This is a genomic window from Alkalicoccus luteus (genome assembly GCF_012034335.1).
Lineage (GTDB): Bacteria > Bacillota > Bacilli > Bacillales > Salisediminibacteriaceae > Alkalicoccus > Alkalicoccus luteus_A.
Genome location: NZ_JAATHJ010000010.1, coordinates 60,904 through 87,832, shown reverse-complemented (window position 1 = coordinate 87,832; position 26,929 = coordinate 60,904). Strand labels below are relative to the sequence as shown.

Sequence of the window (26,929 nt, the reverse complement as noted above, 5' to 3'; positions counted from 1 at the left end):
CCCTGAGAAAGGATCTTCAGACTGCGCGGCTTCCACTGGCGTCTCCGCCGGACACATCGGGGAAACGGCTCTGCTTCTTGGAGAACAACGTCACACTAGGCAGCCGTGACTGTTTTTTCCGTTTATCATGCATTCGATGAAGGACTGGCAGCCCTATTCAACATCGAAACGTTTCATCGGGAAAGTTCTATCCTGAATGGAAGCCGATCGTGCGGTCCTAACCAGGTACGTGAAACGCACTGCCAGCTGCCGACATCGGAGGATCTCGACTCCAGGAGGATCAGAACGAGGCGAAGATCCAGCGCTTCCGACAGCAGGAGGAAGCGGTTAGCTGAGCCCGTTCCCTCCGGAAAGCGAGTGTCCGCAGATACAGGCAGATGCAACGTTATTCACTTAAAATGACTTTATCCACACTCTGAAAGCCCGGAGACAAACTGTCTCCGGGCTTTCTTGATCATCACGAAGCTATTTTCCAGCTGTGCGCTTTTTACGGATTTTCGGAAGTATTTTCGAGAGCTTAACTGTGCTCGTTGTATCCCACGTATGCGGGTCGTCTTCGTCAAACTGATCTAAAAACCGGATCACTTCTTTTGTGATGAGCGTAGGTGTGCTGGCGCCTGCTGTAACGGCAACTTTAGTAATTCCTTTCAACCATTCCAGATTAATGTCGTTTACATTGCTGATCCGGTAAGCTTCGGTTCCGGCTACCTCTTTTGACACTTGAGCAAGCCGGTTCGAATTATTACTTTTTGGATCTCCGACGACAAGAAGGAGGTCTGCTTCGCCAGCCTGTTCTGAAACAGCTTCCTGACGAACCTGAGTTGCGTTGCAGATCTCGTTGTGAATCTCCGCATGCGGATAACGGTTATGGGCAGCTTCAATCAGATGGCGGACATCCCACTGGCTCATCGTTGTCTGATTGGTAATGATGATTTTCTCCGAATCGATGTGCAGGTTTTCGACGTCATCCATATTTTCTACAAGATGAACGATGTCAGGCGCTACACCGATCGCACCTTCTGGTTCCGGATGGCCGCGTTTGCCGATATAAATAAATTCGTAGCCCTGGTCTTTTCTGCCTCGGATTAAATCATGCGTCACAGTAACATCGGGACACGTAGCATCAATCGTTTTGAGACCTTTATCGGCAGCCAGCTTACGTACTTCAGGCGATACGCCGTGAGCAGTAAAGATAACGGTTCCCTTTTCAACCTTTTTAAGTATGTCAAGACGGTTAGGTCCGTCGAGAGTAATGACACCATCTTCTTCAAAAGCATCTGTAACATGCTTATTGTGCACAATCATTCCTAAAATATAGATCGGACGCGGCAGATTTGGATCTGCGGCAGCCTCTTTTGCCATCACCATCGCATCTACTACACCATAGCAGTAACCTCGAGGTGAGATTTTCATAACTTCCATTGGCGGTACTCCTCCTCCGGTATAACTTCGTACTGCACCCTATTATAATACGGGAGGGCTTCCCTGACAAACACCGTACAGGAGATTACAGCCTTTCTTTCAGCAAAGCGTCCATTGGACTGTCGAGCATGTTGGCTGCTTCTGTTTCAGATGCATCGTGAACGAGCATCAGTTCGCTGATCAGCAGCTTTCTCGAAAGCTCGAGGCTCTTTTTTTCCTGCATATGAAGCTTCTGATGGATGGTTTTTTTACATGTCAACTCGAAAAAAACGTCTGCACAGTCATCCATGGAGCCTGAACGAAGACGTTCATCCTGCCGTCCCGATGGCTTAGGAAATTCATCAACAGGATCGCGTTCTGAAAGGGATGCGAGAAGAGAATCGCATTCTGTCTGGGTATTCGCAGGTCGTAAACCGGATTCCTGAATCGTCTTTTCCGGCAGGCTGAGTGTAATTTTCTGAAGAGGAAAGAAAATAACAAAGTAGAACTGTTCTTCGTTGAGAATTGTTTTTCTGGATACGTCTTTTACCTTCCCCGCACCGTGGCCGGGGTATACAACGTTATCTCCAACTGTAAACATCAGCGTTCCTCCATTCTTTCCATAGTGATTTAAGTTTATCATATAATGGTAAAAAGCACACGAAAACCTATAGTCCAGAGCAAAGAATCGTGCTAAAATAAACTGTTAGGTTAGAAACGGCTATACAAAGCAAAGGATGATAGAAGATGACAAACCATAATTTCGAGCGGTTCCAGCTGAGAGCGGAATTAATCGATCGTTTAAAGACAAACAACATTTCACAGCCTACAGAAATACAGGAGCGGCTTATTCCGTCCATTCTGCGCGGCCAGGACGTAATCGGTAAATCACAGACAGGAACCGGAAAAACACTCGCTTTTCTGCTTCCTCTATTGACGAACGTCAATCCGGCAGACAAGAAAACACAGTATATCATTACAGCACCAACGCGGGAGCTCGCTTCACAGCTGTATGGCGTTCTGCAGGACTATGCTCCTGATGATGTCACATCGATCTTGGTCACGGGTGGAACAGACCGTGTACGGATGCTGGATAAAGTATCTGCAGGCCAGCACATTATTGTCGGCACCCCGGGCAGAGTTCTCGATATGATCCGGGAGCAGGCGCTAAAAACAGACACGGTAAAAGGATTTATCGTCGATGAAGCAGATCAGATGCTGGAACTGGGCTTTTTAGAGGAAGTCAACGGGATTGCTGCTTCTCTGCATGATGATACGCAGCTGATGGTCTTTTCCGCTACAATCCCGGAAAGTCTCATGCCATTTCTGAAAAAGTACATGAGTCAGCCAAAGCAAATTGAAGTAAAACCGAAGGAACTTTCACCCGAAAATCTCGTTCACTGGCTGATCAGTGACAAAGACCGTCCAAAAGAGGAAGTGATTGTAAAGCTGACAGAACGGATTAACCCGTTTCTTGCGATCGTTTTTTGTAATACGAAAGAAACGGCAGACTCAATTTACTCCGTTCTGTTAGATAAAGGGCTCAATGTGGATCTTTTGCACGGCGGCATTGCGCCCCGTAAGCGCAAAAAAGTGCTGAAGCGCCTGCAGGATGCGGACGTTCAGTATCTCGTCGCAACAGATCTTATAGCAAGAGGAATCGATATTACAGGCGTCAGTCACATCATTAATGCAGAGATTCCGACAGAGCTGGATTACTACATTCATCGGTCCGGACGCACTGCGAGAGCCGGCTGGGACGGTCTTAGTATTACGCTGTTCAGCAGAAGTGATGAAGCAGCGATTGCAAAGCTCAGACAAAAAGGAATCACGTTTGAGTACAAAGAATGGAAGCAGGGCGGCTGGGTCACTGTGGAAAGACGGTCGGAAAACCGTCCGGCGAAGCAGACACCTATGCCCATGAAGCGTAAAGGTACTAAAGTGAAGCCTGCATATAAGAAAAAAGCCCGCGCGAAAGCAGAGCGGGAGCATAAGCGAAAGCGCAGAATTGAACGACGCAGCACTGCCAAAGACACACGCGGCCGCAAGTGATGAATGCAAGGGAGGATAACACATTGCTTATAGGATCTCATGTTTCAATGAATGGGAAGAAAATGCTCCAGGGAGCAAGCGAGGAAGCTGCTTCCTACGGAGCCACTACCTTTATGATTTATACGGGAGCACCCCAGAACACCCGCAGAAAGCCGATCGAAGAATTGAATATAGAGGCGGGCAGCCTTCATATGAAGGAAAATGGCATGTCCGACATTGTCGTTCACGCTCCGTATATTATTAACATAGCAAATACGGTTAAACCGGAAACTTTTCAGCTGGGAATCGACTTTTTAAGAAGCGAAATAGACCGGACTGAGGCACTCGGATCCCGTCAGATTGTGCTTCATCCCGGAGCTCACGTCGGAGCTGGAGCAGAAACGGGCATTCAGAAAATTATTGAAGGCCTGAACGAAGTAATAGATCCTGATCAGGATGTTCAGATTGCGCTGGAAACGATGGCTGGTAAAGGTTCCGAATGCGGACGCAGCTTTGAAGAGTTAGCCGCTATTATCGACGGTGTGACGCATAATGAAAAGCTTTCCGTATGTTTTGATACGTGCCACGTGCATGATGCAGGGTATGATCTCGTCCACGACCTGGATGGCGTATTGGATAAGTTTGACCGTACGGTAGGTTTGGACCGTATCAAAGTTGTTCATGTCAATGACAGCAAGAATGAGTGCGGGGCAGGAAAAGACCGTCATGAGAATATCGGTTTCGGGCATATTGGTTTTGAGGCGCTTGAACGTATTATCTATCACGATACATTCAGCCAGGTGCCGAAAATACTGGAAACGCCTTATGTCGGAGAAGACAAGAAAAATAAAAAAGCTCCGTATAAGCATGAAATAAACATGATCAAAAATCGGCAATTTGACAGCTCACTGAAGGAAAAAATTCAACAGCTGTAAGCTGCAAATACGTTCCGCCTGTTCACCTGAGCAGGCGGATTTTTCTGGTTTTTGTGTGCTGCTCTTGCATTCGTAATGCCATGAGTTTCTTCAAAAGATATTCAAATGAGCAAAATCGTCACAACTAGCAATTCCGGTGATGTAACGCCTGACCCTGCGCTCAGGCTGTCTCTGAAACTGAAAGGACATAGCCGCACTGTCGACTCAGGAATATCGAGCCGAACCTTAACACCTAAACTGATTAAAAGAGTCTGACGGTCTGCAAGCAGAGCAGATAAACATCGATTGCATCTAAGCATCTTCTGCCTTATAATTGAGTTATGATAAAAAAGTTTCCTTTGTGCAACTTTTGGAAGCTGGTACAGGAGGTGCTGCAAATGCAGAATACAATTTCAGTAAAAGACCTCTCCGTCCACTATTACGGAAAGCAGGCGCTGCAACATATCTCATTTGATATAGGGGCAGGGCGAATTATCGGAATCGTAGGACCTAACGGAGCTGGCAAATCCACGTTGATGAAATCCATGCTGGGTCTGGAAAAATACAGCGGAAGCGTGCAATTTTCCGGAGAGCCGGTAGATAAACACCGCAGCAACATTGCCTATGTGCCTCAGCGTTCTGATATTGACTGGGATTTTCCTGTTCTTGTGAAGGACGTGGTAACAATGGGGCGGTTTGTTCATGTTCCATGGTACCGCAGACTCGCGCAGTCAGATAAAAAGAAGGCACTTGAAGCCCTCAAGCAAGTGGGAATGGAGCAGTTTGCCGGAAGGCAGATCGGAGAATTATCAGGAGGCCAGCAGCAGCGAGTGTTTATCGCCAGGGCTCTGGCTCAGGACACCGATTATTTCTTTCTCGACGAACCGTTCGTAGGCATTGATATGAACTCTGAAAAAATTATCGTCAGTTTGTTGAAGAAATTAAAAAACGAGGGAAAAACCATTTTCGTTGTTCACCACGATTTAAGCAAAGTAGAGACGTATTTTGACGAGCTGATTCTTCTGAACGGGCATTTAATTGCATCAGGCCCGGTTCAGGAAGCATTTCGGGCAGATACCATTAAAGCAGCTTACGGAGACAACGCTGCGGTTCTGCAGTCCGATAAGGAAATGGTGGTTGTTGGACCATGATAAATGAAATCACTATGTTCATTCAGCAGGTGGCTCAGTATCCTTACCTTCAGAACGCCTTATACACATCGGTTCTTGTCGGAATCATCTGCGGAGTAACAGGGTGCTTTATTATCCTCAGAGGCATGGCCCTGATGGGGGACGCTATTTCTCACGCTGTTCTTCCGGGTGTTGTTTTTTCTTATATGCTGGGCACAAGCATGTTTATCGGCGCGTTTATTACAGGGGTTGCAACAGCGCTTGCGATTGGATTTGTATCACGGAACAGCCGAATTAAAGATGATGCATCGATCGGGATTATGTTTACTGCGATGTTTGCCCTCGGTATTGTTGTGATGACTTCGCTCAGAGGTACTTCGGTCGACCTGATGCACTATTTGTTTGGAAATGTACTCGCTGTCTCATCCGCGAATTTTTACACGACGCTAGCCATTGGTGCCGTTGTGCTGATCAGCATCGTCATCTTTTACAGGCCGCTGCTGCTCAGTACGTTTGATGAAACGATGGCAAGAGCAGCTGGTTTTCCGGTCAAACGTATTCACTATATGTTTATGTTTCTGCTCTCTCTCGTAACTGTAGCGTCCTTGCAGACGGTTGGTATTATTCTCGTAGTAGCAATGCTGATTACACCGGGAGCAACGGCATACCTTCTGACGGATCGTTTTCCTGTCATGATCGCTCTGTCAGCCATGTTTGGAGTTCTTTCATCCGTTATCGGGCTTTTTGCTTCTGTCGTTTACGATGTGGCTTCCGGAGGTTCCATTGTCCTTGCGGCTTCGTGCTTTTTTGCACTAGCGTTCTTCTTCGCGCCAAAAAGAGGGTATTTCATTAGACTGCTCCGGCGTCCGGGAGCCGGCAGAGAAGCAGAAATAACCTCGTAACCGCAGTTACTTGCAATTTTTTTTCGCCTTCGTTATCATGGTTTATTGTGTCAATCGGTGTGTCATGAAATGAAGGAGGAACAAAGATTGGATCGTTCTTTTATATCGATGCTGGCAGCGGCCGCGCTGTTGATCGTAACCGTTTTCTCTCTAGGGAGCGGCTATATGGAAGCGCAGCAGGAAGTGAATGAGCTGACTGGTATGGACAGAGAAACGAAAGAAATCAGAACAGAAATAGATGAACATTTTCTCTCACTGCAGGAAGAAATAAGCGAGCTCCCGCCGGAGTATGCCGTATCAGGTGCAGCTAATTGGGAAGAAGCTCTGGAGACAGCGAAGCTGCTGTATGAAGACAGTGAAGGAGAGTTCAGGAAGGATTGGGGTCTGCTCCTTGCACTTGAAGCCGAAAAGCATGGTATCAGCCCGCTGCTTGTTTACGAACTGCTCAGGATTGAAACCGGAGGTACGTTTGATCCTGATCTTGTAGGTCCGGAAACAGCTTATGGTCATGCCTATGGGCTTGCCCAGTTTATGGAAAACACAGGTCCGTGGATTGCTGAAAAAGCAGGATTACCGTATGAGAAAGAATTACTGTATGATCCACACTATGCGATTCAGCTATCGGTTACCTACCTGGACTATTTGTATGATAAATACGAAGACTGGGATTATGCATTAACGGCTTACCATAGAGGCATGAACGGCATGGAAGCATATGTAGAAGAGCATGGAGATGCTGAAAGCTGGTATGCTGTGAAAATTCAGGAAGAAGCGGAAAGCATGGCTTCCCGCTGATCAGAAAATATGAAACCGGTGTACAGAGTGGAATCTGTACACCGGTTTTACGTTTACTTTTATGCTGCGGTTGCTTAGCTGTCTTCCGATTCTCCTTGAGCCATTTCCTGTAAAAGGACCTGGCTGTTAACAGGAGGCTTTTCGTTTCTAATATATTCATACGAGCCGTCCGGGTTCATTCGGCGAGCTTTTTGATTGTCCTTTAGCGAGATATGCAGCACGTCCAGAATACGAGCTTTCATATTTACGTCATACACGGGAAAAACAATTTCTATCCGTTTTTCCATATTGCGGGTCATCCAGTCGGCAGAGGATAAATAAATGCGGTCGGCACCGTTCTGTCGGTAGTAAAAGACCCGGCTGTGCTCAAGAAACCTTCCGAGAATGCTTGTCACACGTATGTTCTCACTGATGCCTTTAACGCCAGGCTTCAGGCAGCAGATCCCCCTGATAATCAGATCAATCTCTACACCAGCGCAGCTCGCTTCGTAAAGCTTCATGATCAGTGGTTTGTCGGTAAGAGAATTCATCTTGACGATAATACGGCCGCCGCCATGCTTTTTGTGAGAATCTATCTCCATATCAATTTGCTTTAAGAACGCTTCCCGTATTTCAAATGGAACAGTTGCGATTTCCTTCCAGTCCGGCTTGGAGCTGTAGCCGCTTAAGTAGTTAAAAAAGTTAGTTGCGTCAATTCCGAATGACTCTTTTGTTGTCAGCATGCCCATGTCGGTATAGAGCTTCGCCGTCGAATCGTTGTAATTGCCTGTGCCTAAATGAACAAAGCGCTGAATCCGGTTTTGATCATGCCGAACGATGAGCGTAATTTTGCTGTGGGTTTTTAATCCGGTGATCCCGTAGATAACGTGACATCCGGCTTTTTCCAGCTGCTTAGCCCACTGAATGTTGTTTTCCTCGTCGAAACGGGCTTTCAGCTCAACCAGCACGGTCACTTGTTTGCCTGCCTCGGCAGCGCGAGCCAGCGCAGCTATCACCGGGCTGTCACCGCTTACCCGATATAACGTCTGCTTAATCGCCAGCACATTTTCGTCCTCGGCTGCCTGCATCATTAAGTCAACGACAGGCTGGAATGATTCATATGGATGATGCAGAAAAACATCTCTTTCCTGCAAAATGTTCAGTACATTTTCATTGTGCAGATCGGCTGGCGGCTGAGGAATAGCCGTTTCAAAAACGAGGTGCTCGTGATGGGGCTCCAGATCTTTATACAGCCTGAAAAGAAATGTGAGATCAAGCGGACCATCGAGTTTATACAGATCCTGCTCCTCTAGTTCCAGCACTTTCATCAGCAGCGACAGCACATCGTCGTCCATCCGGTTTTCCATGTACTCAAAACGGACAGCTGCACCCCATTTTCGTTTTTTTAGTTCTTTTTCAATTTCCTTAAGCAAATCGCGTGCTCCTTCTTCATGAATGGTCAGGTCAGCGTTCCTGGTGATTCGGAAAGGGGAAACACTGATGACGCGGCTGCCGCTGAACAGAATACCGATAAATTCACTGATCACATCTTCCAGCATGATGTAGGCAGCTTCCTCTGTAAAAACGGTTCGATGGAGAACTGACGGAACCTGGACGATAGCCAGTTTTCTCTCTGCACCGAATTCCAGTACGACTGCAAGATTCAGGCTTTTATTCGACAGTTTAGGAAAAGGCCGGAACGCATCGATCGCCATAGGCGTCAGCACAGGAAGGATATAATTTTTAAAATGGTTTTCCTGTTTCTTATAGGCGGTGGAGCTAAGATCCTGCACCTGTTTCTCTATGATACCTTCTTTTTTCAGTTTCGGCTGAATGACTGTTTTGAAGTGTGCATACTGTCTGCCAGTAAGCTCACGGTTAACGTCTGCAATCTTCTCGAGCTGTTGTTTTGGTGTAAGTGCGGTTTTATTGTCAGGTCTGTTATAACCGGCGCTCACCTGATCTTTCAAACCGGCCACCCGCACCATAAAAAATTCGTCCAGGTTCGAGCTGAAGATAGCGAGAAATTTCAGCCGCTCCAATAGCGGATTGGAAGAATCCTGTGCTTCTTCAAGCACGCGTTCGTTGAAACGCAGCCAGCTTAATTCCCTGTTCAGATAGTATTCCGGCTGGTGAAATGATTTTTGCTTCTTTGCCATACAATGCTTCACCCTTTACCTGTCATGATCGCTTTCCCTTTAAGCCTATCAAATGAATATTAACTGCTTGTAAAGATTTGCGAGCACAGCTTCCTGTTGGAACATCAGGAAACAGGCGGCTCTTCCTGAGTAAAGAGGAGATTGATGCTCCGTTTCAGCGGACGTTCCAAATGCTTCTTGTACTTATTGGCCTGTTCGGCTTCAAAATAAATATCTCCCTGGTAATACACTTGCAGCGTAAGCGACGACTTGTTCATTTTTACTGCTTCTACTTTTGTAATCGAACTTTGTTCTGAGATGTTAAGCGCATAGCTGAACTTGTTAACAGCACCAAGCAGTTCGTACAATTTTAAGTCATCTTTGCTGATCCATTCGCGGAAAGGTCTGGCAAACTGTTTCAAATAAGCTTTTGATTTAAACGAAGCAGTGAACGCGACAGCGAGGCGCTCTTGATGACTCATGCCATCAATAGACTGGTTTGTGAGCAAGTAAAACGTATGCTGGCTTTTGGATTCAGGATGGATTTTTTCGCCGATATAAAAAATGGAAGCACTCAGCCGGAGCAGGCGGGCTTGTTCCGGCTCTACCTCGATTGCACCTCGCTTTTGCAGCTCATTAAGAAGGTAAGCAGATAAGATCGTAATCCTGCGCTGATGAGCATTGTTCAGCCGGTAATGATTGCTGAGCTGATAAAAGCTTTCTTCTTTAACATTTGGAAAGTGGGTGACTTCAATCGAACTAAGCATTTCCTCGAAGAACATACCGTCCCGGAGTCCTTTTGTACTGACAATAAACGGACCTCCGCCTGTTACCTCAATCAGCATCTGCATAGCCGCAGCCGCCGGCAGTATAATATCAGCCCGGTCTTTAGAGAGGCCGTCAATCTTTTCCCGTTTTTTCATCGGCATATCCAGCAGGCTGTCAATGGTTTCCTTCATTTCGTCTGTAGACATTCGGTATTGATGCAGTCCGGAAAGAGGGTAACCGATCATTTCCTGGTGCACGAGCGCCAGGTTTCTCGCGGAGCCGCCGATCCCGATAACAGGAACGTCTTTATCTGAGAGCCAGTCAAGTGTTTCATAAGAATTGGTTAAAAATTGCTTTAATTTCTTCCACTCTTTTTCATCAGGGGTGTCTCCGTCAATGAACTGTTTTTTCAGCGTTAAAGCTCCAAATGGAAAACTGATTGACTGCTGGAGTTCCCGGTCTTTGAAATAAGTGATCTCTGTGCTTCCGCCGCCAATATCAATCGTGACGCCTTCTTCAATATCAGTGGAGTTAGTTACCGCAAGATAGCCGTAGTAGGCTTCTTCTTCCTCTGATAAAATATCGAATGGGAAGGCAGAGACTTCTTTTACAGCTGACATAATATCATCCCGATTCGAAGCGTTTCTCACAGCTGCAGTAGCTGCTCCTTTAATGGAGGTCAGCGAGTAATTATCGGCAACTTTTTCAAAACGGTGCAGAATGTCCAGAATCAGTTGAATGCCTTCCTCATTCATGGCACCTTCTTCATCGATATATGTACTGAGGCGGGCGGTAACTTTTAAGTTTTGTACTTCCCTGAAACAGGCATACTTGTCAATTTCATAGATTACGAACCGTACAGAGTTCGATCCCATATCAATAATTCCGATCTGCTGGCTGTTCATCGCGATTCCTCCTTCATATTCCATGCATATGGAACTGTCTGCTCTTCTTATCAGTATAGCGTCTGCTTCCTGACGCTGTCAGCCCTCCTTGTTTACTTTACCCTTATTTGTACGTTATACTACCAGAAGATAAATCGTAATTATTACTAAATGAAGGGCAGGCTGATCTATATGAGTGCTGATCGTGAAGCCGTACTCGAACTTCAAGGGGTTCAATTCGGCTACAGCAGCAGACCTGTACTGGAAGATATACAGTTAAGTGTGGCACCAGGAAGCTTTTTAGGGCTCGTAGGTCCGAACGGGTCGGGTAAGTCGACGCTGATGAAGCTTCTGCTCGGTCTGCTTGAAGCAGATGAAGGAACGATCAAATTATTTGGAACCCCGGTCCAATCGTTTCGTGACTGGAACAGAATCGGTTTTGTTTCCCAAAAAGCGGGGAGCTTTAACAGCGGCTTTCCTGCAACAGTTTTTGAAGTTGTCTCGATGGGGCTGTATGGCAAGATTGGGTTGTTCCGGTTTATGAAAAAAAAGCATAAAAACCGGGTAATGGAAGCGCTCCGGCTCGTCGGATTGGAAGAATACAGCGGCAGGCAAATCGGTATGCTTTCCGGCGGACAGCAGCAGCGGGTTTTTATTGCGAGGGCGCTGGTCAGCGAACCGGAACTGCTTATTCTTGATGAGCCTACTGTCGGAGTGGATGCTGACTCTGTGAGAAACTTTTATGAGCTGCTGAAGGAACTGAATCGAAACAAAGGAATTACTTTATTGCTCGTGACGCATGATATCGGCGCCATGAGTGACTATGTAACCGATGTAGCCTGCCTGAATAAATGCCTGCACTTTCACGGTGCTACAGGTGAGTTTATTTCCAACAAGGACGAAATGATGCGGGCGATGTACGGACATGATGTCTCCGTAATCGAGCACAATCATGATCACGGCCATCATGATCATCATCACGATCATGATCGTTCGGAGGCAGTGAAATGATTGATGTGTTTTTTCAGTATGATTTCCTGCGCTATTCCTTTTACACATCGTTAATGATCGGCATTTTGGCGCCGTTAGTCGGCGTCTTTATTGTGGTCAGAAGGCTGGCGCTGCTTGCTGATACCCTGTCTCATATAACGCTGACAGGTATTGCATTCAGCATGATGATGGCTCGCTATTATCCTGCTTTTGCTGCGATCAATCCCGTATATACCGGGATGGGATTTGCAGTTGCCGGTTCCCTGATGATAGAGCAGCTCAGAAAATCATATGCATATTATAAAGAGCTTGCAATTCCGGTCATTTTATCAGCTGGTATCGGCATCGGCGTCGTTTTTATTTCACTTGCAGATGGCTTCACTACGGATTTATTTAACTATTTATTCGGGAGCGTAGCCGCTGTTTCCAGAAATGATTTTACTGCAGTTGCAGTGCTGACCGCCGTTGTGTCACTGCTTTTGCTGCTGTTTTATAAAGAGTTGTTTTTCCTCAGTTTCGATGAGGAGCAGGCGGTGCTTTCAGGAATTCCGGCACGGGCTCTGCATCTGATGTTTATTGTCATTACGGCGGTTGTCATTGGAATATCCATGCAAATCGTAGGCATCCTCCTCGTTTCTGCCCTGATGACACTTCCTGTAGCAGCAGCGATGCGGATTGCCGCTTCGTTTAAACAGCTGTTTTTATTCGCCGTACTTTTTGGAGAGCTGTCTGTCATCGCCGGTATGACAGCTGCGTTCTATGCAGACGCTGCTCCGGGTGGAATGATTGTCGTTATTAATCTGCTTATTCTCGGGGCTGTCTTATCTGCTGACCGCTTTTTGAAGCGAAAGGAGAAACCAGTATGGACATCATCCTGAATCTTTCCTTCCTCGAACGGGGCATTGCAGCAGGCCTTCTGATTGGGTTTATCAGTCCTGTGATCGGCGCATTTTTGCTTGTCCGCCGGATGACAATTATTTCAGAAGGACTCTCGCACGTCACGCTGACCGGAATCACGGCCGGGGTGCTGGTAACACAGGTTGCTCCCTGGTTTAATCCGCTTTATGCAGGGTTTCTGTTTTCGCTTGGCGGTTCACTGCTGATTGAAAAACTGCGTCAGGTCTACCGGCATTTTGAAGAGCTCGCGATCCCGATTATACTGTCAGGCGGAGTAGGGGTAAGCGCACTGCTTATTAGTTTGGCAGATACCGGCTATACAGAGTGGTATGCCTATTTGTTTGGAAGCATCATAACGGTTACGACAGCAGATCTCGGCTTTATTTTTCTAACTGGAGCTGCAGCCTTGATCGTAATTCTTTTATTTTACAAAGAGCTTGTTTCGATCTCATTTGATCCGGAATTTGCTTCCAGCTCAGGTATCGGTGTTAAAAAGATCAACTTTCTTTTTTCTGTTTTAACAGCGCTTGTGATCTCCATGTCGATGAAAGTTGTCGGGATTTTACTCGTTGGGGCGTTAATTGCGCTGCCGACTGCTGCGGCGATCCTTTTTGCAAAAAGCTTTCGTCAAGTGCTTATTCTTGGTATTCTATTTGGAGAGGCAGCTGTAGTCGGTGGAATCACCGCGTCGTATTACTTGAATATTGCTACTGGAGGAGCCATCGTTGTGATGGGAGTTCTTCTGCTGGCAGCAGCGTTTTTCGTAAAAAAGCTGCAGAATCTCTGGAATCGTTCAGAGCGAAAGGAGCATGCCGCATGAATGTTCAGGAAGCAATGGATAAATTAAAACAAAATGGGTATAAATACACGGATAAACGAAAGGATATGCTGCAGCTGTTTTCTGATGAGAGCAGGTATCTCGCCGCAAAAGATGTACTGGAACATATGCAGGATACGTATGAAGGAATGAGCTTTGATACGATCTACCGCAATCTCTCTCTGTTTACTGAGCTTCATATTCTGGAAGCAACGGAGCTCGAAGGGGAGAAGCGCTTCCGATTCAGCTGTTCCACCGATCACCACCATCACCACGTCATCTGCCTGGATTGCGGAAAAACGAAGCATATTCACCATTGTCCAATGAATGACACACCTGGGGCTCCGGGCTTTCAGGTAACAGGGCATAAATTCGAAATATACGGATACTGTGAGCAGTGCAGCATGAAAAAGGATTCCGCTGTTCGATAAATGCAGAAAGGAGCCGGAGATCAATTGATCTCCGGCTCCTTTTACGTTAAATAATGGAGAGTATTGATAATCAGCGGCTCATAGTGGGTGTAAACAGCGCGTTCACAATGCTCCGGGCGTGGGTCCAGTCTCTCGCCCGATGAACATTTTCCGGGATAGCCTTCTGGTTATATGGTGTATCCATCAAGATAACGGGGATTTTAAATTCTTCCGCAATATTAACGGCATTATCATGCTTGTCTTCAAAAAATGTGTCTACTTTATGCTCACGCACGGCTGCAATTTTGTCATGCTGACCGAGAAGTTCGATATGGTCGTAAGGTACGTTGAGACGCTCGAACCATTCTTCCGTAACATGATATAAATAATCCGGGCGGGCGCTGATATAAAACAATTCCACCTGGCGATTCCAGTTGTTCAGCGTTTCAAGTGCCTGATCGGCAAGCACCGACTGCCGGTAAAGTGTCGATTCATGTTTTTCCATCCATTTCCAAAATTCCGCTTCTGTAACGCCCAATACACGTGTTAAGTCATACTCGGTCAAATCATCAAGCGTCAGATTTTTGTTGAAATGTTTATTTAAGTGCGGGATAAATGTTCCCGGGTGAGTTACTGTGCCGTCAATGTCAATTCCAAATCGATAATGAGCCAATGAGATCGCCCTTTCTGCACGAAGCTTTTCATTACTAGTGTCTATTGTGCACGTCTCGCCAGGTAAAATCAATACCCGGCTGTTTCACCTATAAAAAAGTCCGGAACCTGGCTGTTAAGCCGTTCCGGACACCGTTAAAAAAGATTAGGCGTTTTGTTCCTGTTCAAGTCGCTGCTTTTCATAATGTTCTTCAGCAAGCTTATCGATTTCCTTCTTCAATTCTTCAACCATTGTTTCTTCAGGAACTTTTCGAATCGTTTTTCCTTTCATAAAGAGAAGCCCTTCGCCCCGGGCACCGGCAATTCCGATATCGGCTTCCTTCGCTTCGCCGGGACCGTTAACCGCACAGCCCAATACGGAAACCTTAATCGGTGCGTGAATGTTCTGAAGATACTCTTCTACTTCATTGGCGATACTGATCAAATCAATTTCGATTCTGCCGCAGGTCGGACACGAAACGAGAGTCGCCGCGTTAGCAGCCAGTCCGAAGCTTTTCAGAAGTTCTTTCTGCACTTTGATTTCTTCCACTGGATCAGCGGACAAGGAAATGCGCATCGTGTTGCCTATTCCTTTATGCAGGAGCACACCGAGACCGGCTGCGCTTTTGATCGTACCGGCAAAAAGGGTTCCGGATTCCGTAATGCCCAGATGGAGGGGATAATCAAAAGCCTCAGCCGCTTTTTCATAAGCTTCAATCGCAAGGTGAACGTCTGAAGCCTTCATGGACACAATAATATCATGGAAATCAAGATCTTCTAAAATCTTAATGTGATGCAGCGCGCTTTCAACCATGCCGTCTGCTGTAGGATATCCATATTTGTCGAGAATCCGCTTTTCCAGTGAGCCGGCGTTCACTCCGATGCGGATCGGAATTCCTTTTTCTTTCGCGGCGTTCACTACCGCCTCCACTTTCTCGCGGCGACCGATGTTGCCTGGATTGATGCGGATTTTATCTGCTCCGCCTTCAATCGCTTTTAACGCCATCTTATAATCGAAATGTATGTCGACACAAAGCGGTATGTTAATGCGTTTTTTAATTTCAGGAATAGCTTCTGCATCTTCCATATTCGGACAAGCGACTCGAACCAGCTGACAGCCTGCTTCTTCAAGCCGCAGGATTTCAGCTACAGTAGCTTCAACATCATGTGTTTTCGTCATAGTCATGCTCTGCATGATGACTTCATCCCGGCCGCCAATCGTTAATGGTCCTACTTTTACCGGGCGTGTATTTTTTCTATGGGTAAACTGCGTCATGTTAAGCATCGCTCCTTCTCCAATATCGAACGAATAAACGTCTGATTCACACTACATTGTAACAACGCCTTCAGAAAACTACAAGCGTTCCCGCCCTTCAGGTGTGTAAAGTTTTCATGAAGTGATCGATTGTCCTCTTGTATGTGCGTGAAAAACCAAAGAACATGTAAAGACAAAATATATGTGAGGTGAAACTTTCCTTGCGCATCAGCGTCTGTAAAATTGAACGGAATGAAAGTAAAGAATGGAAAGAAAAGAGGGGACATCTTATGAAATATATGTGGAAAACAGCAGCAGCTACTTTTGCAATCTGGTTTGGACTAACGTCCGTCGTCTCAGCTGATGCTGTGACAGGAGAAGAGATCGTAACGCTTGGTGAGGACCTTAATCCGCAGCAGCGCGAGGAGCTGCTTCAGGAAATGAATGTGGAAGAAGGAACCGTTGATATTATTACAGTTTCTAATGATGAAGAACACCAATACTTAGGGGATTATATCGATGCATCAGTCATAGGAACGAGAGCACTTTCCTCATCCAAGATTACGATGGGAGAGTCTGGTTCCGGTATTGATGTGGAAACGAACCGCATCACATGGGTATCTGAAGGAATGTATGCAAACGCCTTAATTACAGCCGGCGTTGAGGATGCGGATATTTACGTGACGGCTCCATTTGATGTGTCCGGTACCGGCGCACTGACGGGATTGATTAAAGCGTATGAGGAATCCACAGAAGAGGACATTCCGGAAGAGCAAAAGCAGGCGGCCAACGAAGAGCTGGTCAAAACAGCCGAGCTTGGTGAAGAGTATGGTGTAGAGGATGCAACAGAACTTATGGCTCGTATTAAAGAGGCGCTTGCAGAAGAAGATGTGGAAACAGAAGAAGATCTGCGTGCACTTATTCAGCGGATTGCTGAAGAGCTGGGGATGAATCTCAGTGATGAAGAACTTGACGGACTTGTTTCGCTTTTTGAGCGAATCCGGGGTTTGAATATTGACTGGAATCAGGTGCGCACACAAATAGACAGCATCCGTACAAATATTGGTGATTTTGTAGACAGTGAAGAGGGGCAATCCGTTATTCAATCTGTTCTGGACTTTTTCAATCGACTGCTTGACACGATTACTGGGTGGTTTCAATCTCGTTCAGAAGAATCTTAACTATGAACAATGAGAAAGACCGGATGGCGATCCGGTCTTTTTTTATGGATTCAGAAGGAATACTGCTTCAAAGATAATACGTCAAAACACCTTCTTCGATTGTGGAGACTGAATCATGCTAAAATGAAGAAAGAAAAATGAAACTTTCACACTCGGTTACTCGTACGTGATAAGAGAGACGATATTCTGGTAGAATAGAAATGAAAGCGGAAACGCTTAAAGGAGTGACACAATATGGAATTTCTTGATATGGCGGTTATCGGATTTTTCGTCATTTTCCTTGCCACACTCTTTTTGTTTGGAGAAGTGATGGTAAGAGCACGTGGACTGTTTGCTGTCATTGGAATTGTAATCATGTCGCTTTACTTCACGTATCATCTTGATGGTACGGATGGAATGTGGGTCATTCTGCTCTACGCAGCAGGTCTTGCACTTATTATTTTCGACGGCAAAGTGACGACTGACGGCACGATTGCTGGTGTCGGTGTACTGCTGATGGTATTTGGACTGGCGCTCCCGGCTCCGGATTTAACGTACGGCATTCTGGTCGCAATGGCATTTTTGTTCGCCGCTCCGACTTCGTACTTGTTTACAAAAGTGTTTCCTGCGCGAAATATGTGGGACAAAATGATGCTGAAAGACAGTCTCTCAAGTGAAGACGGATACAATTCCATGAATGATTCTTACAAAGAACTTGTTGGAAAAGAAGGAACGACAAAAACCCCTTTCAGACCAACTGGCACAGTAGAGATTGACAGTAAATATTACAGCGCAACGTCTGATAATGTCTGGGTAAAGGAAGGTACACGTGTAAAAGTACTTTCCGCTGATGGAACAAGGATTCTTGTTACACCAGTACAAGAGGTGGAGGAAAAAGAAGAATCTACGTCTGAAAGTTCGTAATGAAGCGGCTCTGCACTCCGGTGCAGGGCCGCTTCTGTTATACAATTTATTTATTGCTTAAGAGCCTAATCGGTCAGCGGAATGGGATAAAAAATAGGCTTCAGTAGAACTACTGAAACCTTCCTGCATGCTGACAGGATTAAGAATAATCGGCTTTTTGCTCATCCTTATCCATTATTTTATCGAGTGGTATATCTAAAACGACGAAAAGCCGTTTAACAATTGTAATAGAAGGATTTTTCTTTTGATTTCTCTCCAAATAACTTAAATAAGATTTAGATACGCCAGTCCTGCGAGAGAGCTGGGAAAGCGTCCAGCCTTTTCGTTTGCGCTCATGACGGATCAGATCACCTATGCTCATCATAAACCCACCTTCCTGTGACGGATAAGTTCATTATATCGCACGATTTGGTGGGTGTCCAGTAATTTGCTCATATTTGTGCGAAATAAAGAACGATCGTTCTAAAAAACTGCCGGTTTCACCGGCAGCTATTTCTGCTTCATTTTCCACTTGTTATACTCCAGAAAATCTCTGAATTGATCCTTTGAAACGCCTGAATGCATCGCTTCTGCTATCAAACTCTGCCATTCATCATCGAGCGCAGCTGTTTCATCCGCGGTGTACTCGGCAGGGTCTTTTAAGAGAACATTCATATCAATATCAAGCACAGCAGCAATTTTCTCTAAAAATTGAATGGAAGGATTAGTCTGAATGTCCCGTTCAATCGCACTCAAATAGGATTTAGCCACTCCAGCCCGCTCCGCAAGTTCACTCATCGTAAACCCCCGGGCAGTCCGGTGCTGTCTTACTCGTGCTCCGATCATATCTGGTCACCTCCATCAATGCAGTTCCTGTACTATATAATATACCTCATTCACGGCCGGCGGAAAACTAATAACCGCCGAATTTTAAAAATAATTCGTTATAACGCATTAACATTCGGCGGCAGTGATTATTCCGGTGCTTTTTTGGGTGCCGGCACGTGCTTCAGTACGGCATGTAACATGACGATCGCAATCGTCCAGTACACGATAAAGGAAACAGGAAATGGCAGCGGGAAGCCAGCCAGCTCAAGCACGGCAAATAATAACGTCGGAAGTGTGACTGTGTATGCGGCAAGCACCCAGCAGTGACGATAGCGAAGCTGATCTGCTCTGTTACGCTTTAGTAAGAGCGCGATTGCAGATAAAGCGAAAATGCCGATAAATTTCAGGGCAGTATTAAATAGATAAAAACCTGCAAGTACTACCGAGATAATGAGAAGTGACACATCGTCAAGTGTCGTGAAAAATCCTTCAATTTCCTGTTTGGATAAATCAAGTCCGATTTCCTGGTAAGTAAACCGGTCTGCCTGTCCGCCTGCGGAAAAGATGAGCTCTCGTTCAAGCAGGGCAACAACATTCCCATAATCATCAGCGTCTTCAGCACCAAGCTCTCCGGTGGAATCAAATACGAGCGTCATATCGTTTTCATCGTTAATGTAAGGTTCGTCAAGGTCCGATTGCAGAACACCGTTCTCAATATCAAAGTCCGGTATTTCATCTAAGTAATCGTTTCCTGCCTGAAACAAGCTGCTAATCGTAATTGACAGCCCGATAAAAGCTGGTAGAGAAGCAATCAGCATCAATAAAAAAACGTAAAGGATCGTTCTTCCGATTTTAGCCATGCGGAATTTAGCTATTGTTTCGGGTGAATATGTACTTTTAATCAGTTGTTGAAAAATATTCATATCGCTGTCCCCCCTGCATTAACTCATGCCTGTACATTTTACAATTCGTCACCGTTAATTACAACAAACGTCCTTTTAATACGTCACAGAATGATGCCGAAGATACATCAGATTTGCTCAAAACGTCTCATGATACAATAATGCAGGCGATTTTAATAAACTTAATAAAATCTTTACAAAACGTTAACGTATAATTAACAATTGATGCGTAGCATGTACAACGGTTCACGAAAGCTATATGACTGAAATCAGGGGGATGTTGTTGTTGGAACTGGAACTGCGGGATTTACTGTTTATGTTTTTCGGGGGTCTGGCAATCTTTCTATTTGGAATCAAATACATGGGGGACGGCCTTCAAAAAGTTGCAGGGGACAAGCTTCGCGATATACTAGATAAATTTACGAGCAATCCGGTGATGGGTGTACTGGCCGGGATTACAGTCACTGCGCTGCTTCAGACCAGTACTGGTACGACAGTCCTGGCGATAGGACTGGTTAACGCAGGGTTTATGACGCTCAGACAGTCAATCGGCGTTATAATGGGAGCCAATATCGGGACTACCATCACGGCCTTTATCATCGGACTTAACATATCCGAGTACGCACTTCCAATTCTTACAATTGGAACATTTTTGATTTTCTTCTTTAAAAATAAAAAAGCAAATAATTTCGGGCAGGTATTTTTTGGTTTTGGTGCGTTGTTTTATGGTTTGAACCTAATGGGGGACGGGCTCCGGCCTCTGCGAGAGCTGCAGGCATTTGCGGATCTCACCGTCAGTATGAGTGACAATCCGTTTCTCGGCGTGTTAATCGGGACAATCTTTACCGTAAGCGTACAAAGCTCATCGGCGGCAATTGGACTTTTACAGCAGCTGTTCGCCCAGGGAGCACTGGACCTGAATGCAGCGCTGCCGGTGTTGTTCGGTGATAATATCGGGACGACGATTACGGCCGTTCTGGCAGCCCTCGGTGCATCGATTGCAGCAAAACGGGCAGCCTTGACGCACGTTATCTTTAACGTGGTGGGGACAATTGTTGTGCTCATTTTACTTGTACCTTTTACGAATTTAGTTGCATATTTGCAAGAATCACTGGCGTTAAATCCGGAAATGACAATTGCGTTTGCCCACGGTATCTTTAACGTGTCGAACGTTCTAATACAGCTGCCGTTTGTCGCGGTGCTGGCACTGATCGTGACGAAACTGATTCCTGGCAACGAAACGGTTATTGAATATAAAGCGCAGCATCTGGATCCGAGCATTATCTCTCAATCGTCGTCCATCGCTTTAGGACAGGCGAAGAAAGAAACGCTGCGCATGAGCGAACTCTCTGCTCAGGGTCTTCAAGAAGCATCCTCTTTTGTGATGACGAATCAAAAGCGTCATGCAGAGCTGACGTATCAATTTGAAGATGCAATCAATAATTTAGACCGGAAGATCACAGATTATTTAACGAGAATTTCTACTAACTCACTAACAGCAGCAGATTCAAGGTACCATTCCATGCTGATGGATACGGTCCGCGATATTGAACGAGTCGGTGACCATATGGAAAACTTAGTGGAATTGAAAGAGTATCAAATCGCCAATAAGGTTAAGCTTTCCACAGCGGCGATGGATGATTTGAAAGAAATGTTTGAACTGACGATTGATACGCTGAAAGAGTCATTTGCAGCTTTAGAAAATGACGATATTCTCGTTGCCAGGTCTGCAATATTGAAAGAAGATCAAATCGATAAGATGGAGCGTCAGCTTCGTAAAAAGCACATCATGCGTCTAAACGAAGGCTTATGTGACGGATCTGCAGGAATTGTTTTTGTCGATATGATCAGTAACCTTGAAAGAATCGGCGATCATGCTGTAAACATCGCTGAAGCAGTAGCTGAAGAGGAAAATTAATTCACGTATTACAAAAGATCAAGCCGTCCTGCTGGGCGGCTTTTTAATGTTAGCTTTTTTAAAATAGAGATTGTAAAAAATCGGTTGACGGTATTAATTTATTCATGCTAAGATATATCTTGTCTTTGTTCAAATGGCGGTGTAGCTCAGCTGGCTAGAGCGTACGGTTCATACCCGTGAGGTCGGGGGTTCGATCCCCTCCGCCGCTACCAATACACAAATTAGCTGGACCCTTAGCTCAGTTGGTTAGAGCTGACGGCTCATAACCGTCCGGTCGCAGGTTCGAGTCCTGCAGGGTCCACCATTTTTCCTTCGGAGGAATACCCAAGTCTGGCTGAAGGGATCGGTCTTGAAAACCGACAGGGGTGTCAAAGCCCGCGGGGGTTCGAATCCCTCTTCCTCCTCCATACATATCATTTAGAGTCCGCTTAAGCGGGCTTTTTTTCATTATCAGCCTCAGTTAAAGCTGGCTTTGAATCGTTTATGCTATTTCAGGATAATCCAGATAAAAATAATAAGTCATTCAAGAGATATTTCGCTGGGTTTCTGCAATGAGTTTATTGGTTCTTTTTTTTTCTTTTCACTTTGTACTAAAATGTAAGAAAAGAAAAAAGAAAGGAGGCATTCATATATGAAGCTTACCATCAGTGCTGCAGCAGAGGAAAAGCTGCAGCAGCGTCTTACACAAAATCAAGTGCTGTATATCTGGTATGATACAGAGGGGACCGGCTGAGTTATTAACGGGGTAGTCAGGCTGGCTGCCGTAACAAAACTGCCCGTAGAGGCGGAATCAATCGAAACATCATCTGCGTTTGCTGCTGCTGTTGAGAAGGGACCGGACTGGCTTTATCATAAGGAACTCATACTGGATTACAGACCGGAAAAAGAGTGGTTTCAGCTTAAATCAGCAGAAGGCATGCTGAGCCCTTCCATAAAACTTCAGAACTGGAATTAGAATGCGAGGTTTAACATTTGATGATGGGTGGAATATTTGATAATGTATGTGAGGCAGGCACATTTGATTCATCGTACCTGCGCCGATATATTCAGAAAAACAGGAGGAGATAAGAATGGCTTTTACACTACCAGATCTGCCTTATGCCCACAATGCGCTTGAGCCGCATATTGATGAAGAAACAATGAAGATTCATCATGGCAAGCACCACAACACGTATGTTACCAAGCTGAATGATGCACTGGAAGGACACAGTGATCTTCAGAGCAAGAGCATCGAAGACCTTCTTACAGACCTGAACTCTCTTCCGGAAAGTGTACGCGGTCCAGTTCGTAACAACGGCGGCGGTCACTACAATCACACGCTTTTCTGGAAACTGATGTCCCCGGACGGCGGCGGAACGCCATCGGGCGATGTAGCATCAGCGATCGATTCTGCATTCGGTAGCTTTGACAAGTTCAAAGAAGAATTCAAAAATGCAGCGTTGACTCGCTTTGGCTCCGGCTGGGCCTGGTTAGTTGTTAACGGCGGCCAGTTAGAAATTACCAGCACTCCAAACCAGGATACGCCAATCAGCGAAGGCAAAACGCCATTGCTCGGTGTTGACGTCTGGGAGCACGCTTACTACTTGAAGTACCAGAACAAGCGTCCGGATTACGTTGAAGCATTTTTCAATGTAATTGACTGGAACGAAGTTGAAAAGCGCTATCAGGAAGCAAAGTAATAGATAAAAGTCCGCCACTTGGCGGACTTTTTTTGCTGTAATCAGGCCAGTTCCTGGTTAATTACATTTCATTGGTCGTTGCGAGGGAGCTGCCGTATTGTACGAAAGCAACCTTGTACGCGCAGCTTAGACGATACGTTTTTAACAGCCGGTCCAGTCTATCCCTGACTGATTGAAGCAAACAGTATTGCGACTATTGAGGTGCTATTGTATAATAAGACTACATAGTAAACATGCCTGCGGTGTTGGTGAACTTCCAGTTTAATTCGAACCGAACACCAATTCACATTGGGAGCCTTACATTGAAAAGCGGCCAGCATGCCCTGGATTTCAGGGAAGCTGAATGCTTTTCTGCAGGCACCCACCTGCCTAGGGCGGGTTCGTGAAATCTTGAAGATAACCGCACATGCGGGCTGTCCTGATTGACTGCGGTGTGAAACCGGCAGTCTTTTTTAGAACATTTTTTTATTCGGCAGAAGAATCGGGTCGATATATTAGAAGTGAATAGAGGGCTGATATGAGCGATAAATTAATTCATAAATCTCATTTATCCATACGTCTGAACATCTTGTTTTTTGTTGTGTTTCTGTTGTTCTCCATACTGGTGCTCCGGCTTGGGGTCGTGCAGATCGTTCAGGGCGAAGGATTTCAGGAACAGCTGGAAGGGGAAGTCAGTACAAGTGAAGCAGTTGAGGCACCGAGGGGGCTCATGTATGACCGGTACGGAAATAAACTGGTGGATAACGAGCTTCAGCTGACCGTTACATATACAAACAGGAACCGTCCTCAAGAGACGCTTTTGGATACTGCTGAACGGTTAAATGAATTTATCACGTTAGATACTGAAGGCGTTGAAACGAGATTTGACAGAGAACGCAGGGAATTTTGGTCTTTATTAAATGAGGAAGAGTTCCTCGAAAAGCTGTCGCTGGAAGAGCAGAGCGAAGCGGATCTTTCAGATGGAGAAGCTCATCAGTATCGAATAGAATCGATTACAGAAGAGGAACTTGCCACATTCAGCGATACAGATTATGAAGTGTTTATGATATGGCGTGAGCTTAATGCCGGATTCAACGATGTTCCACACAAAGTGAAACGCGGAGTGGAGTATGAGGAAGCGGCCCGGATCATGGAACACATCGATCAGCTAGAGGGCGTTGACATCATTCGTGATTCCGTCAGACGGTATGTTTATGCGGATCAGCTCCGGAACGTATTTGGATCGGTCGGTTCGATTGAACGCGATGATCTGAGTGCTTATCTCGCTCAAGGGTACGAACGAAATGAGGAGGTAGGCAACAGCTATCTTGAAGCACAGTATGAATCTGTGCTGCGAGGACGTAAAGGCGAGCGCGAAAGCTATTTAGACAGCAGTGGAAGCACAGTCCGCCAGCCTTCCGAAAGTCCGGGCAGCCGCGGGCAGGATCTGAAGCTGACATTCGATATGGAGCTTTATCAGCAAATCAGCACCGTTATCGATGATGTACTGGAAGACCGCTCTGGAGATTTCGTCGGTGACCCGGATGCCTACGTGGTGATGATGGAGCCTGACACTGGTGAAGTGCTGGCAATGGCCGGCGCTGGAGGTGGAGCCGCAGATTTACGCACATTTAATGCGAGTTTTGAGGTTGGTTCTGCGATGAAGGGGGCGACGGTTCTTGCCGGATATGATACAGGCGTGCTTCCGCCGGGATCAGGTGTTTATGACCGCCCGCTTAACCTGCCCGACTCTCCTACTATCAGCTCTGTTAATAACATGGGCTATGTGGATGATTTGACTGCACTTGAACGGTCATCCAACATTTACATGGTAGAGGTTGCCATGAGGCTCGTTGACTATGTGCCGGGTGTATCGGGCAGAAACTGGGGCAATTTCACACAGGGTTACGATATATTACGATCCTATTATCATCAGTTTGGCCTTGGCGTAGAAACCGGGATTGATTTACCCGGCGAATCAGCAGGAATCAACGGTGGGAATCCGCTGTTCCCTGGTAACATGCTCTACCTTTCGTTTGGTCAGTTTGATACGTATACGCCAATGCAGCTGGCACAATATGCGTCCGTCATTGCAAATGACGGTGTCCGGATTGCGCCGAGAGTTGTCAGTGAAATACTGGAGCCGGATCCTCAAAGCGGAGGACTTGGCACGATTGCACATCAGTTTGAACCAAAAATATTGAATACGATAAACGTCGATCAGCAGTACTTTGATCGGATTCAGACAGGGTTTTACCGCGTAGTAAACGGCAGTCAGGGAACAGCGAGAGCTTATTTCCAGGACCTCGATGTGGAAGTTGCCGGGAAGACGGGTACTGCACAGGTGCGAGTGGATGGGCAGGATGCCAACAACCAGACCTTTGCCGGTTATGCTCCTTATGATGACCCCGAAGTAGCATTTGCTGTTCTCGTACCGGGAGCGGATTCAGATTCTGATGCTTCCGGAATAGCGAATACGATTGCAGAGCAGGCACTGGAAGCCTACTACGAGCTCCAGGAAGAACGCAGCGGACCGGAGCGACCGGAAGGCGGTTCTGAAGTCGATGAACCTGAAAATGATCCCGCAGATTAATCATAATTCTGACCATAAACAGGCGGTTTCTTTCTAAGAGGAGACCGCCTGTTTTGTCGGTCAGACTGAAAATAGTACTTTTCATGTTTGTACAGAAAGGGCCGTGCAATTCCGTCTGTTCTTCGTTATAATAGTAAACGGTTTTATATTAGACCGATAACTAAATCGTAAAGGATGACCGATGTATGTGGATATTGATTGGCGTTTTCTCTCTTTCTGCGTTGTTTTTCGCGGTGGCTTTTTTAAAGAAAGACCCTTATAAACAACTGGACAGGCAGCTCGAGCAGCAGTCTATACAGATGATGCAGGAAGTTTACCTGCTTAAGAAAAAAATTGAACAGCTGGAGGCAAGAATTGATGGGCCCGTTGTTTCCAGAGATGAGCTGCTGACTTGGCAGGAGAAGGGACATTCTCCGGAATCGATTTCGCATAAAACGGGAGTTCCCGTAAAAGATATAGAACGGATATTAGCTGGATAACAGCACAATAGATACAGAAAGGGTTTCTACTAATGACGAATGATTTCTATAAAGGGGCCGGGTTTATTACGTTTGCAGCCGGAATTTTCTTGGCTGTAAACATGTATTTGTCAACAGATTCCATTACTTCATCTCAATCAGAGCAGGCGAAGGAAGAAGAAGCGGCTGCAGAGGAGCCGGGTCCAGACGAAGAAGTGGCAGCTACCTTGGAGTTGGAGATAAGCAACCTTCGTGAGGAGCTTGCTGAAGCGCAGGAGGAAAATGCACGGTTAAATGAAACGGAGGAGCCAGCTGAAGAGAAAATTATTACTTTCTTAACGGTTGAATCGGGAATGACGACTGGCGATGTAACGGATTTCCTGGTTCAGACACGCTTGGTAGAAGACGAAAGTGATTTTCGGGATCAATGGCAGGAGAGCGGCAGAGAAGAATTGCTGCAGCAGGGAACTTTTGAATTAAACAGCAGCATGGACTATATGGAAATGATTGAAACGTTTACCTCGGCGCCTTCGGAAGATTAAAATCA

26 protein-coding genes, 3 tRNA genes and 1 other RNA gene are annotated in these 26,929 nt (G+C 45.9%); 21 read left to right on the top strand and 9 right to left on the bottom strand.

The genetic code is table 11. The features are described from left to right. Nucleotides 1-465: 465 nt before the first annotated feature. Together HCN83_RS08980 and HCN83_RS08975 are read right to left on the bottom strand one after the other, a co-directional pair. Nucleotides 466-1,422: a 4-hydroxy-3-methylbut-2-enyl diphosphate reductase gene (locus tag HCN83_RS08980; protein WP_168006469.1), complete on the bottom strand. Its 957-nt coding sequence runs from the start codon at nt 1,420-1,422 to the stop codon at nt 466-468. 85 nt (nt 1,423-1,507) lie between these two features. Next, nucleotides 1,508-2,002: a CarD family transcriptional regulator gene (locus HCN83_RS08975; RefSeq protein ID WP_168006467.1), complete on the bottom strand. Its 495-nt coding sequence runs from the start codon at nt 2,000-2,002 to the stop codon at nt 1,508-1,510. Between the two features lie 146 nt (nt 2,003-2,148). Here HCN83_RS08975 and HCN83_RS08970 point away from each other — a divergent pair, with 146 nt between their 5' ends. The 5 genes from HCN83_RS08970 to HCN83_RS08950 all read left to right on the top strand — a co-directional run bounded on the left by HCN83_RS08970 (nt 2,149) and on the right by HCN83_RS08950 (nt 7,173). Beyond that, nucleotides 2,149-3,453 carry a DEAD/DEAH box helicase gene (locus tag HCN83_RS08970; protein ID WP_168006465.1) on the top strand — a complete coding sequence of 435 codons (1,305 nt, stop codon included), beginning with the start codon at nt 2,149-2,151 and terminating at the stop codon, nt 3,451-3,453. Continuing rightward, entirely contained in the window at nt 3,453-4,367 is a 915-nt protein-coding gene (locus HCN83_RS08965; RefSeq protein WP_168006463.1) for a deoxyribonuclease IV, read from the top strand. The genes HCN83_RS08970 and HCN83_RS08965 overlap by 1 nt, the downstream gene beginning before the upstream one ends. A 377-nt stretch (nt 4,368-4,744) precedes the next feature. After that, a complete protein-coding gene (locus HCN83_RS08960; protein ID WP_168006461.1) occupies nt 4,745-5,497 on the top strand; it encodes a metal ABC transporter ATP-binding protein in 753 nt (250 codons plus the stop codon). Continuing rightward, nucleotides 5,497-6,378 (top strand): iron chelate uptake ABC transporter family permease subunit, encoded by an 882-nt coding sequence (locus HCN83_RS08955; protein ID WP_168006497.1) that lies wholly within the window; start codon nt 5,497-5,499, stop codon nt 6,376-6,378. Before HCN83_RS08960 ends, HCN83_RS08955 begins: the two co-directional genes overlap by 1 nt. Before the next feature lie 87 nt (nt 6,379-6,465). Then, nucleotides 6,466-7,173, top strand: coding sequence for a lytic transglycosylase domain-containing protein (locus tag HCN83_RS08950; protein WP_246238163.1), 708 nt, complete (start codon nt 6,466-6,468; stop codon nt 7,171-7,173). A 74-nt stretch (nt 7,174-7,247) separates the two neighbouring features. Here HCN83_RS08950 and HCN83_RS08945 read toward each other — a convergent pair whose 3' ends face one another. Continuing rightward, complete coding sequence (locus HCN83_RS08945) at nt 7,248-9,311, bottom strand: RNA degradosome polyphosphate kinase (RefSeq protein WP_168006457.1); 2,064 nt, start codon at nt 9,309-9,311, stop codon at nt 7,248-7,250. A 104-nt stretch (nt 9,312-9,415) separates the two neighbouring features. Continuing rightward, nucleotides 9,416-10,963, bottom strand: coding sequence for a Ppx/GppA family phosphatase (locus HCN83_RS08940; RefSeq protein WP_168006455.1), 1,548 nt, complete (start codon nt 10,961-10,963; stop codon nt 9,416-9,418). 171 nt (nt 10,964-11,134) lie between these two features. Between HCN83_RS08940 and HCN83_RS08935 the strand changes: the two genes are divergently transcribed. From HCN83_RS08935 to HCN83_RS08920, 4 genes are read left to right on the top strand one after another with little or no spacing between them, the layout of a single operon-like run. Next, nucleotides 11,135-11,953 carry a metal ABC transporter ATP-binding protein gene (locus HCN83_RS08935; RefSeq protein ID WP_168006453.1) on the top strand — a complete coding sequence of 273 codons (819 nt, stop codon included), beginning with the start codon at nt 11,135-11,137 and terminating at the stop codon, nt 11,951-11,953. Beyond that, the gene (locus tag HCN83_RS08930; protein WP_168006451.1) at nt 11,950-12,810 is read left to right on the top strand and encodes a metal ABC transporter permease; all 861 of its coding nucleotides are present in this window, start codon (nt 11,950-11,952) and stop codon (nt 12,808-12,810) included. The genes HCN83_RS08935 and HCN83_RS08930 overlap by 4 nt, the downstream gene beginning before the upstream one ends. Next, nucleotides 12,795-13,649, top strand: coding sequence for a metal ABC transporter permease (locus tag HCN83_RS08925; protein WP_168006449.1), 855 nt, complete (start codon nt 12,795-12,797; stop codon nt 13,647-13,649). Before HCN83_RS08930 ends, HCN83_RS08925 begins: the two co-directional genes overlap by 16 nt. Then, the gene (locus HCN83_RS08920; RefSeq protein WP_168006447.1) at nt 13,646-14,077 is read left to right on the top strand and encodes a Fur family transcriptional regulator; all 432 of its coding nucleotides are present in this window, start codon (nt 13,646-13,648) and stop codon (nt 14,075-14,077) included. Before HCN83_RS08925 ends, HCN83_RS08920 begins: the two co-directional genes overlap by 4 nt. 70 nt (nt 14,078-14,147) lie before the next feature. On the opposite strand, the gene HCN83_RS08915 is transcribed toward HCN83_RS08920, so the two are convergent. Next, entirely contained in the window at nt 14,148-14,729 is a 582-nt protein-coding gene (locus tag HCN83_RS08915) for a hypothetical protein (protein ID WP_168006445.1), read from the bottom strand. A gap of 144 nt (nt 14,730-14,873) precedes the next feature. Then, a complete protein-coding gene (ispG, locus tag HCN83_RS08910; protein ID WP_168006443.1) occupies nt 14,874-15,983 on the bottom strand; it encodes a flavodoxin-dependent (E)-4-hydroxy-3-methylbut-2-enyl-diphosphate synthase in 1,110 nt (369 codons plus the stop codon). 269 nt (nt 15,984-16,252) lie between these two features. Between ispG and HCN83_RS08905 the strand changes: the two genes are divergently transcribed. Both HCN83_RS08905 and HCN83_RS08900 read left to right on the top strand, forming a co-directional pair. Then, the gene (locus HCN83_RS08905) at nt 16,253-17,143 is read left to right on the top strand and encodes a DUF1002 domain-containing protein (RefSeq protein WP_168006441.1); all 891 of its coding nucleotides are present in this window, start codon (nt 16,253-16,255) and stop codon (nt 17,141-17,143) included. Nucleotides 17,144-17,377: 234 nt separating this feature from the next. Beyond that, a complete protein-coding gene (locus HCN83_RS08900) occupies nt 17,378-18,046 on the top strand; it encodes an NfeD family protein (protein ID WP_168006439.1) in 669 nt (222 codons plus the stop codon). Between the two features lie 139 nt (nt 18,047-18,185). On the opposite strand, the gene HCN83_RS08895 is transcribed toward HCN83_RS08900, so the two are convergent. The 3 genes from HCN83_RS08895 to HCN83_RS08885 all read right to left on the bottom strand — a co-directional run bounded on the left by HCN83_RS08895 (nt 18,186) and on the right by HCN83_RS08885 (nt 19,776). Next, nucleotides 18,186-18,407, bottom strand: coding sequence for a helix-turn-helix domain-containing protein (locus tag HCN83_RS08895; RefSeq protein ID WP_168006437.1), 222 nt, complete (start codon nt 18,405-18,407; stop codon nt 18,186-18,188). A 128-nt stretch (nt 18,408-18,535) separates the two neighbouring features. Then, nucleotides 18,536-18,871, bottom strand: coding sequence for a helix-turn-helix domain-containing protein (locus HCN83_RS08890; protein ID WP_168006435.1), 336 nt, complete (start codon nt 18,869-18,871; stop codon nt 18,536-18,538). A 128-nt stretch (nt 18,872-18,999) separates the two neighbouring features. Continuing rightward, on the bottom strand, nt 19,000-19,776 hold the full coding sequence (locus HCN83_RS08885; protein ID WP_168006433.1) for a DUF1189 domain-containing protein: 777 nt from the start codon (nt 19,774-19,776) through the stop codon (nt 19,000-19,002). Nucleotides 19,777-20,032: 256 nt separating this feature from the next. On the opposite strand from HCN83_RS08885, the gene HCN83_RS08880 reads away from it, so the two are divergent. The 10 genes from HCN83_RS08880 (at nt 20,033) to HCN83_RS08835 (ending at nt 26,924) form a co-directional block, all read left to right on the top strand. Continuing rightward, complete coding sequence (locus HCN83_RS08880) at nt 20,033-21,673, top strand: Na/Pi cotransporter family protein (protein WP_168006431.1); 1,641 nt, start codon at nt 20,033-20,035, stop codon at nt 21,671-21,673. A gap of 135 nt (nt 21,674-21,808) precedes the next feature. Then, a tRNA-Met gene (locus HCN83_RS08875) sits at nt 21,809-21,885 on the top strand. Between the two features lie 15 nt (nt 21,886-21,900). Beyond that, nucleotides 21,901-21,977: transfer RNA gene (locus tag HCN83_RS08870), tRNA-Ile, on the top strand. A gap of 10 nt (nt 21,978-21,987) precedes the next feature. Next, a tRNA-Ser gene (locus tag HCN83_RS08865) sits at nt 21,988-22,080 on the top strand. A gap of 224 nt (nt 22,081-22,304) precedes the next feature. After that, nucleotides 22,305-22,406 carry an iron-sulfur cluster biosynthesis family protein gene (locus tag HCN83_RS18385; RefSeq protein ID WP_168006429.1) on the top strand — a complete coding sequence of 34 codons (102 nt, stop codon included), beginning with the start codon at nt 22,305-22,307 and terminating at the stop codon, nt 22,404-22,406. Between the two features lie 337 nt (nt 22,407-22,743). Then, nucleotides 22,744-23,352, top strand: a complete 609-nt coding sequence (locus HCN83_RS08855) for a superoxide dismutase (RefSeq protein ID WP_168006427.1) — start codon at nt 22,744-22,746, stop codon at nt 23,350-23,352. A 231-nt stretch (nt 23,353-23,583) separates the two neighbouring features. Further along, nucleotides 23,584-23,770, top strand: a non-coding RNA gene (ssrS, locus tag HCN83_RS08850) — 6S RNA. A 99-nt stretch (nt 23,771-23,869) separates the two neighbouring features. Continuing rightward, nucleotides 23,870-25,924, top strand: coding sequence for a peptidoglycan D,D-transpeptidase FtsI family protein (locus tag HCN83_RS08845; protein ID WP_168006425.1), 2,055 nt, complete (start codon nt 23,870-23,872; stop codon nt 25,922-25,924). Between the two features lie 185 nt (nt 25,925-26,109). Then, entirely contained in the window at nt 26,110-26,403 is a 294-nt protein-coding gene (locus HCN83_RS08840; RefSeq protein WP_168006424.1) for a hypothetical protein, read from the top strand. 32 nt (nt 26,404-26,435) lie between these two features. Further along, nucleotides 26,436-26,924, top strand: a complete 489-nt coding sequence (locus HCN83_RS08835; protein WP_168006423.1) for an endolytic transglycosylase MltG — start codon at nt 26,436-26,438, stop codon at nt 26,922-26,924. Nucleotides 26,925-26,929 lie beyond the last annotated feature (5 nt).